We start from the raw sequence: 17941 nt of genomic DNA, 5'->3' as shown, positions 1-17941 counted from the left end.
ATAGCGTAGGGCAACGCCCTACGAAAAAGACACACCAGCCACAAGCCCTGAAAGGGCGGAACTGTATACAATTATGCCCTTTCAGGGCGCAAATTCAGATTGACGTTTTTACGTAGGGCGTTGCCCTACGCTATATAATTAAGCCCTTTCAGGGCACTCCGCAAAATTATCATTTAGCGATTTTTCATCAGTCTTCTGTCACCTTTGAAAAGAACCTTTTCCTTTTCATCCGGGTCTGTATCTTTATACTGTTTTTGAGTTTCCTGAAGCAGTTGCATCAGCTCTTTTTGTTTTTCAGCATATTCCGGTTTGCCGAAGACATTGTTCATTTCTCTTGGGTCGGCTTTCATGTCATACATTTCCCATTCATCGATGTCGTTGTAGAAATGAATCAATTTGAAGTCTTGCGTGCGTATACCATAATGACGCTTCACAGAATGTTCTGCAGGGTATTCGTAGTAATGATAATAAGCAGCTTTGCGCCAATCGGCAGGAGTTTTGCCTTCATTCACCAATACGGGTTTCAGAGAGGCTCCTTGAATATCTGATGGAATCTCTATTCCGGCAAAGTCGAGGAATGTAGGAGCAAAGTCCACATTCATGCTGATGGCATTACTGGTACTTCCTGCTTTAATTGCTTTCGGATAACGGATAATAAGCGGCATGCGTTGACATTCTTCATACATAAAGCGTTTGTCAAACCAGCCATGTTCGCCAAGGAAGAAACCTTGGTCGGAGGTGTAGACAATGATTGTGTTGTCCAGTTCACCAATTTTTTCGAGATAATTCAGCAGGCGGCCGATATTTTCGTCTACTGCCAGAACTGTCGCCAGATAATCACGCATATATTGCTGATATTTCCAGCTGATTAATGATTTGCCTTTCAGGTCACCTTTGCGGTATTCGGCAATGCGCCCGGCATATACAGAATCCCATTTATCCTGAACTTCAACAGGCATACGTTTGTATACACTGTAAAGACGGTTGGTGGTATCTTTCAGCATCTCTTCACGAGTCAGCAATTTGAGGTCCCAGTCGTTTGTCAGTGTATGTTCGATAGACATATCCTGTTCACGGGCTGCTCTTCCGCGGCCTTCATAGTCGTCGAACAGATTAGCCGGTTCCGGGAAAGTGGTATTGTTGAATATACCCAGATGGCGGGGAGCAGGCATCCAGTTGCGGTGCGGAGCTTTCTGATGATACATCATGCAGAAAGGTTTGTTCTTGTCGCGACCTTCGAGGAATTCAATGGCTTTATCAGTAATAATATCCGTAGCGTATCCTTTTTCTACAATATGCTTCCCGTTTTCCCAGAAATCAGGATCGTAATAGTCACCTTGTTCGTGTTGGCCGCTAAGGATGCTCCAATGATCGAATCCTTGCGGTTCACTGATAAGATGCCATTTACCAATTATTGCAGTCTGATATCCGGCTTGTTGAAGCAGTTTGGGGAATGTCTGCTGATCTCCGTTGAACGTACTGGCGTTATCGGTAAAACCATTCTCGTGGCTGAACTTACCGGTGAGGATGCAGGCGCGTGAAGGTCCTGAAAGAGCGTTGACAGCATAACAGTTGTCAAAACGGATACCTTCGTTGGCAATCCGGTCCATGTTAGGAGTCTGAATCAAATTTCCTCCGTAACAGGACATTGCTTGAGTGGTATGGTCATCCGTCATCATGAAGATGATGTTCGGTTGTCTGGTCTCTTCTTTCTTTTGATTGCCGCAGGAAGCGAGACTTAGTGCAGCTAGTGGGAGGAGTAGGGCAGAGGGGGTGTAATAGTTTTCCATAATGATGAAGGGGAGTGACTAAAAAGCCGGTTGCATCTCCAATTCCCTTCCTTCCGGAAGGAGGAGAAATTGAGATGCGACCGACTTTTTAGTCAGCTTTATTATAGTTTGTATTTTAATGACTGTTTCTTTCCGTTTACTTTCACTTCTACTTCCAGTCCGTTTTCATCGAACGCTTTGTTCTTGAACTTAGCTGCAAATTTAGGGGCATCTGCGCTTTTCTTAACTGGGTAGATAACTGTGATGTAACGTACAGCTTCTTCGCCGTCTTTCTTCACGTTGAAAGATACATTCATACGTTTGTAACGTTTGCGATAAGCAGTTGAGCACCAACCCGGTTCTTTCTTCATCGACATACCGTCGGGACCGAAACATTGCAGTTTCATGTTGCTGCCGTCTTCAAATTGTGTCAGGAACGTCATGTCTTCGCGGCTGTTGGCAATTTCTCCTTTTGGCATTTGATAGTGAAGATTGATGGAACCTTTGGCGCTACCGATCATTTCGTCTACAATGACAAAGTAAGTGTTGTCAACGAAGAAAACGGAACGACGGTGTTTCAGGTTCTTGTAACTAGGATTTTCGGTCACTAAAGTTTGGATAGCACCTTCCGGTTGCCACAATTTAGTCACAGATTCTGTCGTATCCAAGTTCTTGTTGTTCAGCGTTACTGTGTTGTGAACACAAGTCTGACGGTGCCAGTTGCGTTGTTCCATCACTTCGCCTTCACCGGCATAGACATACGAACCAGAATCCGGGAACAAATTCTTGCCGTTAAACCAAAGTTCAAACGTTCCGTTATCCGGCTGACAATGCCAGAATGCTTTCGGACCAGCTTTTACTACCATTTGCGTAGCATCCATTCCCCATGAGTTACGGAATACAAAGAAACCTGATTTCAAGAATCCTTTAGACATATAATCCGGCAATGCACCTTCTTTACCTTCAGTTGCGAAGTATTTGATAGCCTGGTTTTTGGGGAATAGTTTACTCCATGCTTTGTAGTTTTTCACCATTTCTTTCTTTGTTGTCAACTTAGCATCGCTGAAACATGGATTGGTATAATCAGGGAAAGAAATGTTTGCGTAGAACATAATCATGCTTTCAATGGTATCCAAATAATCTTGAGGGAATTCCTTACGGAATCCGTTGGCATCTGCGATACCTAAAGCTTTACAGAAAATGTTAATAGCTGCCAGATGATAATGTGGGTCGAGTTCGAACTGTCCGCCGTCTTCGTATACCTGTACATGAATTTCACGGTTCAGAATATCGATACCGCTTTTTCTCCATGCCGGAGCATCTTTGAATTCAGGGAAGAAAGCACCGGCGTAGATCATACGTTGAGCTTCAAACAGCAAGTGGTTACCTTGATCGGAATAATTAGCAAGGATATGTATAGCATGTTTGTGATAGTTTACCAGGAATTCTGTCAGGAAGTCCGGAGTGAAAGAAGGAGAAGGGAGGAATAACTGGAACTGTGAAGTCTGGTCTTGCAGACGATTACTAACTTCCAGCGGGCGCCATGCGAAACGTACGTTTTCTATTTCACCTTTGATTTTTCCATCACTTAACAGCTCATATTCTTTTTTGTCCATCTTTACCAACGGATTCTTTTTAATCCAGTCGATATACTGATGTGCCCATTCTTTAGCATATTTCTCGTCACCGGATATGCGATAAGCCTTTCCCATCGGAGTGAACCATTTGTGGCGGTGCAATTGCCAACGGAGTTCATTGTCTTTCACCGGCCAGTATTGCCAGTTGATGTCTTCTCCGTAGTTGTAAGAAGGCTGATAACCTTTATGTACGAAGAATGTATGTTTCAATCCGTCATCTGCCCACTGCTGTTCTTCTTTGCTGATAGTCACTTTGTTCAGATTGATATCCGGAGTTTTTACATTGGTACGTGCACGGTAATAGTCTAATAATGCTTTGGCAGCATCCTCATCTTTACCTTCCTGATGCAAAGCTTTCACTTTTTCCAATCCCGGATAGTCCAGGTTAAGAATTGAAAAGACTTCGCTTTTCAGTTCTTGGGCACTAGCTTTGCCTACAAAACAAGCGATTGCCAGCAGAACGATATACTTTAAAGTTTTATTCATGATATAATTTACGATTTTACGATTTACTATTTACGATTGAGAACACTCTTGCTTTTGTATTATTGGATCACTCTCAACTCTCCATTCTCAACCCTCAACTTCTTCAATTCCATGAATCTCTTCAATGCTTCCAGATAGTAATAGTCAGCATAGTTCAGTGGAGTGTCGATTTCAGAACCGTTGGGCAGTGAGCCGACAGAGTGCATCAGAATGAAACCTTGATTGTCACCCACTTTTGCAAGATATGCGTCGCTTGACAAACTCTTCAGAATCTTTTCCGCATAATCCAGATATTTTTGTCCGTCGGGAACCATTGTGCTTAGTTCGATCAATGCTGAAGCGGTAACAGAAGCGGCAGAAGCGTCACGTGGAGTTTCTTCAGTCACAGGTGCATCATAATCCCAGTAGGGGATAGCATCGTCTGTTTTAACGCGATCCATAATCATATCAGCTACTTTGATAGCGAAGTTCAGGAAAGTACTGTCGTTTGTTTCACGGTAGCAAGCTGTGTAGCCATATACAGCCCATGCTTGACCACGTGCCCATGAAGAATCGTCATTCTTGCCTTGGTGAGTTTGCTTGCGTTCAACAGTTCCGTCGTTGTTGTAGCTTACTACATGCCAGCAAGTATAATCCGGGCGGAAGTGATTGTTCATGGTAGTCATAGCATGCTTGATAGCAATGTCTTTGTATTTATTGTCACCTGTCGCTTTTGCTACATTAAACAGAAGATCGAGGTTCATCATATTGTCGATAATAACCGGGAAGTTCCAGGTTCCGAAATCCCATGAACGGATAGCGCCGATAGAATCGTTGAAACGGCCGCAGAGGTTATCGGCAGTTTCTCTCATCACAGCGGCAATGGTGTCGTTGGGTGAAAGACGTTCTGCGTTGCCATAGCTGCAGTTGACCATGAATCCCAAATCATGCGTACCTTTATAATAGCGTACCGGATTCAGCAGATTTGTATATTGGATGGCTTGAGTTTTCAGTGTATCGTTTCCTGTCAGTTCGTATGCGTACCACAATGAACCGGGGAAGAAACCACTCGTCCAGTCATAAACGTTGCAGAGGCGACGTTTGCCTAGTTGGTCAGCAGCGGGTTGTGCGCGTAGTGAATCTTTGAATGTTAATGAATCTCTTTCCAACTGACGGCAAAGGAAATCCATGTCATAGCCGGTACGGATGGAGCGTGGAAACATTCCCGTACCACTAACCTCTTCAGCAGAAAGTTGTAATTGGGCAGAAGCTACATCCAGTCCTTTTTTTATCCAACTGTAGTCTTCCTTTGGGGTTGTCTGGCACGACGCGAGTGCAATACTAACCGAAGCAAAGAGAACAAGTTTCTTTTTCATGTTATTCATTTTAAGTGATTGTTTTTAGAAGTTTTGTAACTGATGCAAAAGTAGTTTAACTATTTTATTTTTAATGATACAAATGTTGAAAAGGACATTGAAACAGAATTTTGACTATTAGTTTTGTTGAAAAAACTATTAATTTTGTCAAGAATACCCTTTTTAAAGGTATATAAGCCCTGTTTCCTGTCATTTGAATGAAATTTTTTTTCTTTCTCCTATATTAAAATGACTCTTTATTATTTGGTCTTTATATTGGATATTTGCAGTTTGTTTGTATGGACTGGTGATATACGCAACTACAGTTTTGCCTTCCTTCCATTCTATATCTACAGTATACCCTCCTCTTGCTTTTAACCCTTTTATGCTTCCTTCTTTCCATGTAAGAGGCAATGCAGGGAGTAAATGAATATTTTCGTTATGACTTTGCAAAAGCATCTCGGCGATACCGGCAGTTGCTCCGAAGTTACCATCAATCTGGAAGGGGAGGGCATTTAATAAATTACGATATAATCCTCCTTGATTTTCTGCTTTTATTTTAGGATTAACATAATTAATCAAATTGGTTAATGCTTCATAAGATTTTGAAGCATCGTATAAACGTGCCCAAAGAGAAACTTTCCATGCCATACTCCAACCTGTTGTCTTATTACCACGGATATCCAATGATTTTCGTGCAGCATTGAATACATCTGGTGTATCATTTGTAATATCGTGTCCTGGATATAATCCCAAAAGGTGTGATACATGACGATGCTGGGGTTCGTTTTCTTCATACTCTTTATCCCATTCCAATAATTGTCCTTTAGTGCCGATCTGGTATTTTTTTAGTTTATTCCTTTTTTGGATTAGTTCAGAACGGAAATTCATGTCAGTCTGAAGTATTTCTGCTGCTTGAATAGTATTCGAAAATAAAGAACGGATAATGGCTATATCCATTGTACTTCCTTCACAAACGGATGCTGGAGTGTTGTCGGGCATGAGATAAGCATTCTCGGGAGAAGTGCTGACTGGGGTTACTAGTTCTCCTTTGCTGTTTTCAACTAACCATTCAGAACAGAAGGTGGCTGCGCCTTTAAGTATCGGGTAGTACTTTTTCAGGAAATCCACGTCTTTTGTAAATAAATAATGTTCCCATATATGAGTGCATAACCATGGTCCGGACATATTCCAAAAGAACCAATATACGAACCCGTCTGACGGATATGCTTCTCGCCAAATTGATATATTGTGATGAATGGCCCAACCATCCAGTCCATACATATCACGTGCAAGATCTTTTCCTTTGTCTGCAATTTCTTCAATTAGGTTGAATAAAGGCTGATGGCATTCTGATAGGTTAGTGACTTCTGCCGGCCAATAGTTCATTTCCAGATTAATATTTAAGGTATATCCCGAATTCCATGGAGGTAAAATTTTATCATTCCATAAACCTTGCAGATTTAAAGGTTGTCCTTCGCCTCGGGAACCGGCTATCATCAAATAACGTCCAAACTGGAATAGCTGCGTGAGCAATTCCTGATCTTCTTTTTCTTTGAATCTCTTTAATCGTTCGTCTGTGGGCATTTTTTTTTGTTGTTGACTTGCTGGAAGACTAAAAGACACACGGTTGAACAAAGATTGATAGTCAATGATGTGTTTCCTTTTTAATTCTATATAGTTTTCTCCTTTGTAGATTTTTCGATAATTTATGATTTCTTGATGCGGATTCTTTCCTTCTCTACTCGGACTTTTACTTGGTCCGTTATAACTGGTAGCAGCATATAGCATGAGTGTAACTTCACTGCAGTTTCGGGCAGTGACCTGATGATTTGAAATAGATAGTTGCCCGTCTTTATGACTTGGAAGGAGACATGCTTCGAAAAATGTTCCTTTTCCATCCATTTCGTCTCCATAAATAACATGCTTTTTTTGTATGATATGCCCTGTTGCATCAAAATATTCTGGATGCAAGCGTTGAGTGTTGAAGCGTTTCATATGCTCTGTGTCTCTCCGTTGGGCATGTGCAGGTGCCTGTCCTTTCAAGTAAACAACTTGTGAATCGGATTCATTGTTTACAGGATGTGGGGAACTCAAATAGGCAGTAAAACTCAAAACCGGCTTGGAAGCCTTTAAATGTATAATAATAGCTTGTGCCGGATAAGATGCAAAGACTTCTCTGCTTATCTTTACGCCATTCTGTTTATAAAAAGTTGTAACAACTGCGTTTTCCATATCCAGTGAATGGATATAATCTGTCACAGCTTCTTTGGAATCAAAGTCGATATATAAATCTCCGAAAGGTTGATAAGCTTCATTGAGTCTGCCAATCCATTTATTTTGTATGATATCTCCAGCTTCTGTATTTTTCCCCTCATTAAGCAATTGTTGTATATGGGTGAGATCAGGTACTATATTTATGTTTTTAGGGGTTTCTGGTTCTCCGCTATAAAGAGTATTCTCATTGAATTGTATTCTCTCTTTTCGGGGATCTCCAAAAACCATGGCTCCCATTCGTCCGTTTCCTACTGGCAATGCCTCTTCCCATACTTTTGCAGGAGATTTATACCAAAGTGTCAGGTTACTTTGGGCATTAGAAACTGTTATGCAAAGAGATATAGTAAATAATACTATTAGTCTGGTCTTCATAAATTAATTATCAGTTTGGTGTAATAAAAGCGTGTAATTTTCTCCTCGGATAGTAGAAATGGTTATATATGTTTTATTCTTTTCTTTATCTAGGGATACTTTTATTGTTTTTTGAGGACATTCTACATTGTATAGCCCGTTGACAGTCAGTTGTGTATCATAAGGCTTTTCTTGTTGTATAACGTCTTCTTCCGTCAGTAGCCCCATATGTGGACGAGATGCTCTTCTCATATCCGGTTCGCAAATAGAGAGTTTGAATGAATTATTTATTTGTTTTTCCTGTATATAAGCAAGAGGAATATTTACTTGAGAAACTAGTTGATTTTCATACTTCTTCCGTGCATTAAAAAGAGCACCACATGTGATTCCTTGCGTTTTATGGGTAACGATGTGCGCATCATTATCTTGGGCTATTATTTCTATTGGACTATAGTTGGACAATAGTTGACGGGCTAATGCTTTATTTTTGCTTTTAAGTATATAATATTGATATTGTGCTGACTCCGGTGTATTTCCGTGTTCTATGTAAGCTCGCGTATGAGAGCCTTCACAGAGAGTTTGCACTGTTCCTCCTTTTACTGCGTACATAAGTGAGGGATCCGTCAGAATATATCCTTCTGGTATTTTTTCTTCGCTGGTGTTACTGTTGAACGACTGAAACAGAGTAGTGACCGTTTGATATCTTTTATCTTTAGTTTGAATGTCCGAACCTAGGCAAAGCAAAAAATCCTCGAATACAAATACTGATTTGTTGGCACGGAATGATTGATCGTATGTGATATCGTGCATTCTGAAAGAGAACATGGCATTCTTTTCGGAAGCATGTACGCCCGTTAGGAATGTTTCATCTGAGAAGTTACGATGCCCTGAACTTGAACCGCCTTTATCTTGTAATATTTTATCTGGCAGAACTTTGGTCGTAGCTCCCGGAATATAATTCCAGTCGAAGTTAATTTCTTGTGGATTGAAAGATTTGTGTTTGTTTTTTAGGTCAAAATATTCTATCTGACCATATGACAGATAGCGTCCTTTTGTGTTTTCTGTGGCGGAAGATTCGAAATCCCATATATAGCGGCTGAATCCTTTTATGTTGAAATGAAGCAAACTATCTTTGGCAACTAATAGCCCGGAGTAAGGCATAAACAGAGAACCGGCAACGGCTTTCTCTTTGGGAGTAGATATTGATGCCAGTTTGGTTAACAATTCTATTTCACCTATAGTGCTGGTATATGCCAAATTTGAGTTTACATTACGTATATATTTTGTTATGGCTTGTTGGTATTCTTCGGTTTCTATTATTCGTTTAAATGCTGCAGTCAACTCTTTGTCCGGTTCTTTTTTTGATAAAGCTACATAGGCAAATGCGGGTAGTAGTGTTTCCAATATCTGTTGACCATTAGGAAAACGTCCGACAGTTCCGGCTGGTATATTTAGTCCGGCGCAAAAAAAACGGAATGTCAATAATCCTCGTTTTAAATTATATATGCTTGTTTCAGATAGGGCATAAGGAGTATCATGTAGTAAGTAAGCAATTAGTGACCCTGCATACAATGCATGCGGGTAGTAGGCACTGTGATAGGGTCCCCTGTGGTGATAACCGGAGAAGTCAGCTTTGAATGTACCGAAAAAGCCAGGTGCTATGCTTAAAGCATTGTCCATATAGTTTTTAAAAGCTGTTAGTGCGACTTGCTGTTCTTGTTTGTCTTTTACTGATAATGCATATATAAGTTTAGGAATGGCTAGTGCGCGTAAATTATCTGCTACTTCTCCTGCATGTTCAGGAGTTTGATAACAGATGCCGAACATTGTAAACCAATATAGTGCCTGGAGTTCGCGTTCGAATATATCATGAGGAAGCTGTTCTTTTAATAAAAAGAATGAGTGGAAATAGCCAGAACTACGGAGTTTCTCAAAACACAATGTTCCCATTCCGCTACCATCTGCCCATCCTTGGTCATTGAACCAGTCGTAAATGTAAAGGACTTTTTTCAAGCTTTGCTCGTTATTGTTTTTGCGATAGTCTAAAGACAGAGGGAGCAATATTTTTTCATTGACGGTTTTGAATTTAGTGGTCGGTTGTCCTTCTATTATATCGGGAGCACTCATTGGAAATAGTGGTTCTCCTTTAGGTGTATTATCTTTGTTATATTGTATTTTTATTTTTTCAGCAGCCGTCAGCCCGTTGTGGATAAAAATATTTTCATTATCTTTTCTTATTATTTCCCATTTTCCGGTTGCTTGTTGATTGCTTCCAAGGTACCATGCAGTCAATCTGTCTGTGATGTTTTTTATCTGTATGTCGGTGGCGGAAATAACTTTATCAGTTTGTGGTTTGGTATTTCTGTATCCGATAAAATCGGGAATCAGACTATGATCTGTTCGGTTTACTTTATATTGTGCATCCGACATGTTTTGCCATGAAACTCTCGGAGTAAATTCTAGTAAGTCAATGTATGTGACTCCTTTGGAAGTATGTTGAGGAAAGTGTAGTTCCACAGTGCTGATAGTACTTTTTGCCGACATATTCATGTCATTTTGAAATTTAGCCCAAATGCATCTCCATCCTTTGAAATTGAGTAAAAAGGGAAGTTGGCATACCTCTTTTCCTTTGCTATCTTTAAAAAAGAAAATCATGGGTTCTTCTGTTGGAGACTCATTGTAAATCCACGTGCTGATACCACCATTTCTAGATTTGCAAGCTTCTGATAGTCCGTTTGGTGTGGTTAGAGTGAGAACGGCTCCTTGTTCCCATTTGATTTGTAGCGATTGCTTACCTGCTTTATACTTGTCTCCTGTAGCATTAATGGCTCCTTTATCTATTTTCCAATTGTCAGGTACTTTACTATTCTCGAATGAATAAGTTTGCGGGAATACGGATGTGGTGGTGAGGAATGTTAGGAGAAGAGCGAGGATTCGTGTATTCTTTATCATGATATATAAGCTTTAGGATAATAAAAGCGTTTCAATAAGAAAAATCTTTTATTGAAACGCTTTTATATTATTTTATTTTAGTTATTTCCATCCTAGATTCTGCTCAAACTGAGTACATATATCCATTTCTTGTTGTGGTATCGGCAGCAATTCGTTTTTATTCTTCTTTGTATAATCAACGCAGACATAGAATCCGTCTCCACCGCTATACCAGTTTACTAAGTCTTGAGCTGTTTGTCTGATACTTTCGTAATAGATTCCCCAGCGAACCAAATCTTGGCGACGGTGCCCTTCGAATGCCAGTTCATATGCACGTTCATTGCGTACAGTCGATTGGAAATCTTCGTAAGACATACCAGTGGATAAGTCTGAGTTTTTGTTATCAGTTTCTACCGGAAGCCCGAATCCACGTCTGCGTACCATATTGATAGCTCTGTAGGCCTCGTCTGTCGGTCCTTGTTTCCATTCATTCAAAGCTTCTGCATACAAAAGCAGTACATCAGCATAACGTAATATATACCAGTTAATATTAGAAAGGTTGGCATCAATAAGATAATTAGCGCTACTTACATAATCTTCGGTGTCCCATTTTCTAGGACATACATTATCAATATATGATTTTTTTAATCCATCTTTTGCGTCATCCAAAATAGCATCTTCAATATTACCACTACTATTGATTACAATTTTTACTCCATTTTCACCAGTATCGGTAGCTTTGCCATATTTGTAATCGGCAAAAGATAGTCCCCATCTTCTATCGCTTTGGCGGTCTTTCCAGTCACGCAGGAAGGTAGGTATAACGCGCCAGTTACCTGCATTTCGGACACTTCTGATTCCACTAGCTTGTACTCCATTCCATTTACCGATACGTCCGCAAGGGTCGTTAGCAGATACTCCTGTTACTGTCGGAGCATAGAAACTTACTTCAATTAGACTTTCAGCTTCGTCCCAAATGCCGTTACAAGTGTTTTTCCATAATTGTTCGTAATCATTAAGCAAATGATGTTTGCCGGATTCAACCAAAATTTTAGCGGTTTTTGCAGCGTCTTCCCATTTACTAGTATCATGAACTGGATAACCTGCCCAAGTGGCATATACTTTACTTAACAAACCGAGAGCTGCCCCTTTGGAGAAACGGAAGCTATTATCCGTACGTATATTGTCATCTATGGCGTATGGTAAATTCTCAATGGCATATTTCAAATCTGTTTCTATAAACTTATATACATCTACTGGATCTGCTTGGGTGAAAGTAGATGGATGTAGATGTGACTGGGCTGTGTTGGTAATTAGTGCTACATTACCAAACCAACGTACTAATTCAAAATAGTACAACGCACGAAGGCAGCGTGCTTCAGCCATGTAGATGGCAGCCGGTTTATAATTTTTTTCATCATAATCACCTATTCTTTGTTGTAGTGTCTCGATGAAGTTGTTTGCGTCATAAATGGCACTATACAAATTAGCCCAAGTAGTTGCTATTTCGGTTTGAGAGCTGGTATAAGCATTTGAGGGAATAAGGCGAAGACCGTCAGTACTATTCCCTTGCACTTTTGCAATGTCACTGGGGATTGTGAAATACATTGATAAATGGAAACCATATATGCCATCTTTTACCATATTGCGATATACACCCAAAAGAACATTTTCGGCTTCCTTCGCATTTTTCATATAGTTTGTTTTTTCAATTTCTGTATAACTGGTTTCATCCAGTGAGCAAGATGAAACAGTAATAGCACAAGCTAATGTGTATAAATAGTATTTAAAATTTTTCATTGTCTTTTTTGTTTAGAATTGAACTTCTACACCAAATGTAAATACTCTGCTCTTGGGATATGCTCCCCAATCGAATCCCGGCATAAGCGGACTGCTTTTCATATTTACTTCCGGGTCGTAACCGCTATATTTGGTAAAACAGAATAAATTTTGAGCTGTACCGTATACACGTAAGCGGTTTATGTACGCTTTTCTTGTCCATTTCTTGGGGAGGGTATATCCTAATGTTATATTTTTCAGACGTAGGAATGAACCGTCTTCAATAAAGCGTGAATATAATTCATATTTGACATATCCTTTAGCAGAAGGTACGCGATTTGAAGCATGTGTCGGAGTCCATCGGTCAGCAACTTCTACCAGTTGATTGCTACGTTCGTCTTGCGATTGTGTATTGAACATACGTGTTGCATTATAAATGTCATTGCCGTATTGGAATTGGAACATGAAACTGAAATCGATGTTTTTGTAATTGAAAGTATTGGTAATACCACCATACCAGTCAGGCTGTCCGTTTCCGATAGTCGTACGATCATCAGGAGTAATAACACCATCCCCGTCCATATCTTTATATTTCACCATACCGGGTACCACTGTTTTTCCTGCGTGGGTACTGATATCTGCTATCCCAGGTTTTAATTGCATCGTTCCATTAGGAAGCATGTTGAAATCAGAAGTTTGATAAACGCCGTCAAAAACATAACCGTACATTTGTCCGAGAGAAGAACCTACGATTGAAATATAGTCATTTCCATTAAAATTACTATTGAATTTTGTTGCTGACTGTACGTAAGATGTTCCGCTTTGCAATTCTTTCAAGGTGTTTTTGATAAATGAAATATTAAAATCTGTTTGCCATGAGAAGTGGCGGGTTTTGATATTAGTAGAATTAATATTTAACTCAATACCTTTATTCTGAATTTTACCAATATTTTGCCATTGGGAATTGAATCCTGTTACATAAGCTAATTTTTGTTCGAGCAACAGATCTTTAGTATTTTTTATGAAGAAGTCTGCTGTAAAATTCAGACGATTTTGAAAAAGACCAAGATCGATACCTAAATTGGCAGTGGTGGAACCCTCCCATTTTAAATCTTTATTAGCCAGTTGTTTAGGACTTAAAACTGTGGCAAGTTGTTGACCGAGTCCATATTTACTGGATGTATATAAGTCCATAGACAGATAATTTGTGATACGGTCATTTCCTACTGTACCCCATCCCAAACGAAGTTTTAAATTTGATATTGGAGTAATATCTTTCATGAACTGTTCTTCTGATATGCGCCATGCAGCGGAGAATGACGGGAAATATCCCCATTTGTTCTTTGCTGAGAATACAGTGGAACCGTCCGAACGAATAGTTGCAGTGAATAAATAACGATTGTCAAAATTATAATTACCTCGTGCAAAGAAAGACAATTGTCTTTTATCACTTCTTGATGTAGATACACTACTGGGGGTAGCACCGATTCCTAAATTGTCATTTCCTAAATTTGCAAATGGGAAATCCTTTGCTTGACCGTAAAGTAGTTCGGAACTTCTAAATACGAATTCATGTCCTAACATTACGTCAAATGAATTTTTCTTGTTGATTTTCTTTTTGTAAGTTAATGTATTACTACTCTGCCAACGTAATTCTTTTTGCATTTGTGTGGAACCATATACGCCACCGCTTCGGTAAGCTTGGCTTGATTCTTCGCCATAGAAAAGGTCTCTTCTTGTATTAGTCGTATTGTAAGTGGCTGCAGCTTTAAATGTAAGATCCTTCATTAATTTTATGGTTAATGAAGCATTAATACCCCATAGTTCAGATTGTCTTCTATCTTTTACAGCTTCCGCTTGTTTGATAGGATTAATTTGTGAATAAGTGGCATTTTCGCTCAATTCTAATGGATCGAAAACAGAATTTAAAAGTTCTTCATTGGTCACGCTATTACCACCGGTAGGGCGGAAACGCAGTATGTTGGAGAGCATATTTAATGTTCCCCCAGTTCCAGAGGTACCGATACCTTCTTTCACCGTGTTAGCATAGTTGACGGTGGCATCGAAAGTGATGGACTTATTGATTTTTTGATTGATACGTAATTTACCGGTATTTTTCTTGTAACCACTGTTTCTAAAGATACCATTTTCATCAAAATGTGAAAAAGAAGCGGCATATTTAGTCTCTTTGGTACCACCACTGATACTGAAATCATGATTTTGAGACCAAGTCGGTTTGAATGATTCACCTTGCCAATCAATACCAGGATCGTTCAAATAATCTTCCAAGGTTTGGTGACGATAGGGAACGCCCTCTGTGTCATTACCTTCTTGATAGTAAGTTGTCCCATATTTAGATGGATTGAGTTCTACTTGCAATGCCGCAAACTCATAGCTGTTTAGCATATCTAGTTTCTTTGGGATATTACGGTAAGTTGCAGAACCATTGTAAGTGATAACAGGTTTTCCTTCTTTTCCTGATTTGGTGGTAACTAGAATTACACCATTGGCAGCGCGTGCACCGTAGATGGCAGAAGCAGAGGCATCTTTGAGTACTTGTACTGATTCAATATCCGAGTTGGCAATGTGGTCAATGCCACCAACCTCAAATCCATCCACAATATAAAGTGGAGAGGAGTCACCGTTTACTGTGCCGACACCACGAATTTTGATATCGAAACCAGAGCCTGGAGTACCATCAGATTGAGTAATTTGTACACCGGCAATCTGCCCTCCAAGAGCCTCAACCACAGAACCTGTCTTGAAGCTTTCGATAGATTTGGCTGCAACAGAAGATACAGAACCGGTTAGGTCGCTTTTCTTCATACTACCGTAGCCGACTACTACAACCTCGTCCAACATTGCATTATCCGGTTCCAACTTAATATTCAGGTTTCTTTGATTTTTGATTTTGATTTCCTGATTTTTATAACCGATATAACTGATAATTAATGTTGCATTATTATTGGCTTTAATAGAAAATTTTCCATCAAAGTCTGTTACAACTCCTTTTTGAGTATTTTTAACTTGGACTGTCGCTCCAATTAGTGGAGTCTCTGTTTCATCAATAACTACACCGTTGACTGTGATTTCTTGTCCAAATGTAGTAATTGCAATCAGGAGAGCCAAGAGGGTGAGATACCCTCTTTTGCTCAATGTGTTTACTATAAATTTATATGTATTCATTATATGAATGTTTTTGTTATTAGAATTTAGTGTCGAACCAAATAGCTATAGGGAATATTTGGTTTCCATTGCTAACATTTTTAGAATTTCCATCTTTTACAAATGTTATCTGTCCAATCATTACTCCATTAGCATAGCCTTTTTCATCTTGCCATTTATTGGGGTTAATGGTGATGGCACAATTCTTAGATGCATCTACATAACCTAATTTTTTTGCCATACTGGATGTGTCATCATAATATGATAACGGCCATTTTTGTCCGTAATTAGGAGTCTTAGGATCATAATATGAATTCCATAGTTTGTTCATGAACGATGATGCTTTACTCGGTTGTCCGTTAATATGTTCTTTAGGTCCGTTGATATTATAGTAATTGAACGTTCTTCGGTAATCAGCTATAAATAAATTAGGTTCTACGCCGGATATTGCAGGGCTAGCAGATGTTCCACCTGTACGCGGATTTACTTGGAATACAAAGGGGGTATAATTTACGGTTACTCCATCTACAGCACCTGCACAATGAATAAATACCGGAACTATCATTGTGATTTCGCCGGGTGTTCCTTTTCCGGTTGTTGCAGTTATTAGCAACATGAAGACTTTACCGTTAACCCAACCTCCATTGAAAGTAATTTTGCCGTTATTATCAATTTCTGCATAGGGCATTTCTGTCGTTTCATCTTTGCCCATAGTAGATTCTTTAATTGCCCAGTTAACCTCTGTGCCTTCTGGTATGTCCGAATCTGCAACGGAAATAGATAATTTAGATAGCTCATCCTTGGTTGTTACTCTATATTGACTTGCATAATTTCTTGCAGGAGATAAAGTCAAATTGTTTCCCCAATGTATGTATGTGAAATAGTATGGGTTTTTTTGTATGTTTAATTTAAAAGAAGTCTGTAGCTCACTTTTATTGTTTTTAGCTAATACAGTGATTGTATGTTCTCCTATAGGAATGTTGTTTCCTTTTTTAGCAGATATAGTTCCTGTAGTAGGATCGATATTCAGGTCGCTTAATTGGGCACCAAGATTGACAAATGAGTATGTTACTTCACCACCTATTATTTTATTGACGGGATGCTCAAAAGCTGTAGCTTGGATGATATTTTCTGTATCATTATAATTAAATTCGGAAATAGGTGCAATATACTCAACTATGTTTATTGTATATACATTATCAAAATCTTTGCTTCCATATTGGTTTGAAGCTGTAATTGATACATTGCAAGTTGTTCCAATTTCTAGTTTATTATCAGTTGCTAATGTGATAATTCCGGTTGTAGGCTCAATACTAATCATCGAAGTCTGAGGTGTCGTAGATTTGATAGAATAAACCAATCCATCTGTAGAACCGATAAATGTGGGGGCAGTTGATACATTTTGGGTGTTTTCTTCTGCTTTAATGGAATTGGGAGTATAAGTTAAAGATAATGGTTGAGATGTTATATCAATTTCAACCGCATTTTCAAAAATGCCTTCTTCCGCTTCTTCATCCACAATAGCAGTAGTAAGTTTTAAGTCAAGTACATATTTTCCCGGTGTAATATCGGATTTCCCTTTTGTAATGGAAATTATTCCGTCATTTGAGATTTTGAAAAAGTCATATTTTTCTATTAATTCTCCATTTTTGCGTACGTTAGTGATAATATATTTATTGATTGATATATGCTCTCCATTGGTTGTAACTTGTGCTGTTGGTAGCTCTACCGTGCTTTCACTATTAATAATGTCACCAAAGTCAACTTTTATTTTATTAGGCTCAACATAGATTCCTTCAGGGATAGCCCTCATCATATTGACAGATACAATATCTTTGAATTCATAAAAACTTCCATTGGAACGGCAGGATATGCTTAGAGCATATAAACCGACAGCAAGGTCTTTAGTGTCGGATATAGAAATAGCTCCTGTATTGGTTTCTATTTGGAAGCAATTAGTATCATATACTTCTCCATTAAGAGTAACGCGGGTAATTGCAAAATCAGACGGAGTGCCTCCGATATATGTCGGTCCGGACATATTAAAATTCATTGAAGGACCTATGTCGGTTACTCCGGCATAGAAAATTGCAAACTTTGTAGAGTCAGTTGTCTCAGGGTCTGTACACGAAACGCCCGATACACATAACCCTATCGTCATTAAGATTGCAAAGAATCTTGAAGTCAGGTTTTGTAAATTAGATTTCATTGT

At 39.1% G+C, this 17941-nt stretch carries 8 protein-coding genes; all 8 read right to left on the bottom strand.

Annotation, left to right across the window (positions count from 1 at the left end):
• Window positions 1–173: 173 nt before the first annotated feature.
• The 8 genes from LPH68_RS18775 to LPH68_RS18740 all read right to left on the bottom strand — a co-directional run bounded on the left by LPH68_RS18775 (window position 174) and on the right by LPH68_RS18740 (window position 17938).
• Window positions 174–1790, bottom strand: a complete 1617-nt coding sequence (locus tag LPH68_RS18775) for a sulfatase (RefSeq protein WP_008021433.1) — start codon at window positions 1788–1790, stop codon at window positions 174–176.
• A 101-nt stretch (window positions 1791–1891) separates the two neighbouring features.
• A complete protein-coding gene (gene hepC, locus LPH68_RS18770) occupies window positions 1892–3892 on the bottom strand; it encodes a heparin-sulfate lyase HepC (protein WP_087323742.1) in 2001 nt (666 codons plus the stop codon).
• 59 nt (window positions 3893–3951) lie between these two features.
• Window positions 3952–5256, bottom strand: coding sequence for a DUF4995 domain-containing protein (locus tag LPH68_RS18765; RefSeq protein ID WP_151923465.1), 1305 nt, complete (start codon window positions 5254–5256; stop codon window positions 3952–3954).
• A gap of 180 nt (window positions 5257–5436) precedes the next feature.
• Entirely contained in the window at window positions 5437–7875 is a 2439-nt protein-coding gene (locus LPH68_RS18760; protein WP_151923464.1) for a glycoside hydrolase N-terminal domain-containing protein, read from the bottom strand.
• Between the two features lie 3 nt (window positions 7876–7878).
• The gene (locus tag LPH68_RS18755) at window positions 7879–10806 is read right to left on the bottom strand and encodes a chondroitinase family polysaccharide lyase (RefSeq protein ID WP_151923463.1); all 2928 of its coding nucleotides are present in this window, start codon (window positions 10804–10806) and stop codon (window positions 7879–7881) included.
• 81 nt (window positions 10807–10887) lie between these two features.
• Window positions 10888–12585 (bottom strand): RagB/SusD family nutrient uptake outer membrane protein, encoded by a 1698-nt coding sequence (locus LPH68_RS18750; RefSeq protein ID WP_151923462.1) that lies wholly within the window; start codon window positions 12583–12585, stop codon window positions 10888–10890.
• Between the two features lie 12 nt (window positions 12586–12597).
• Entirely contained in the window at window positions 12598–15750 is a 3153-nt protein-coding gene (locus LPH68_RS18745) for a TonB-dependent receptor (RefSeq protein ID WP_151923461.1), read from the bottom strand.
• A gap of 19 nt (window positions 15751–15769) precedes the next feature.
• On the bottom strand, window positions 15770–17938 hold the full coding sequence (locus LPH68_RS18740) for a surface glycan-binding family protein (protein ID WP_151923460.1): 2169 nt from the start codon (window positions 17936–17938) through the stop codon (window positions 15770–15772).
• Window positions 17939–17941 lie beyond the last annotated feature (3 nt).

It is taken from the genome of Bacteroides sp. 1_1_30, from assembly GCF_020982715.1.
Lineage (GTDB): Bacteria > Bacteroidota > Bacteroidia > Bacteroidales > Bacteroidaceae > Bacteroides > Bacteroides xylanisolvens.
Note: the sequence above shows the minus strand (reverse complement) of the source record. Positions and strands in the feature narration are given on the sequence as shown.

Excerpts from the sequence above, each read along its gene's own strand:
- LPH68_RS18775 (WP_008021433.1), bottom strand. The coding sequence starts at position 1,790 with ATGGAAAACTATTACACCCCCTCTGCCCTACTCCTCCCACTAGCTGCA.
- hepC (WP_087323742.1), bottom strand. The coding sequence starts at position 3,892 with ATGAATAAAACTTTAAAGTATATCGTTCTGCTGGCAATCGCTTGTTTT.
- LPH68_RS18765 (WP_151923465.1), bottom strand. The coding sequence starts at position 5,256 with ATGAATAACATGAAAAAGAAACTTGTTCTCTTTGCTTCGGTTAGTATT.
- LPH68_RS18760 (WP_151923464.1), bottom strand. The coding sequence starts at position 7,875 with ATGAAGACCAGACTAATAGTATTATTTACTATATCTCTTTGCATAACA.
- LPH68_RS18755 (WP_151923463.1), bottom strand. The coding sequence starts at position 10,806 with ATGATAAAGAATACACGAATCCTCGCTCTTCTCCTAACATTCCTCACC.
- LPH68_RS18750 (WP_151923462.1), bottom strand. The coding sequence starts at position 12,585 with ATGAAAAATTTTAAATACTATTTATACACATTAGCTTGTGCTATTACT.
- LPH68_RS18745 (WP_151923461.1), bottom strand. The coding sequence starts at position 15,750 with ATGAATACATATAAATTTATAGTAAACACATTGAGCAAAAGAGGGTAT.
- LPH68_RS18740 (WP_151923460.1), bottom strand. The coding sequence starts at position 17,938 with ATGAAATCTAATTTACAAAACCTGACTTCAAGATTCTTTGCAATCTTA.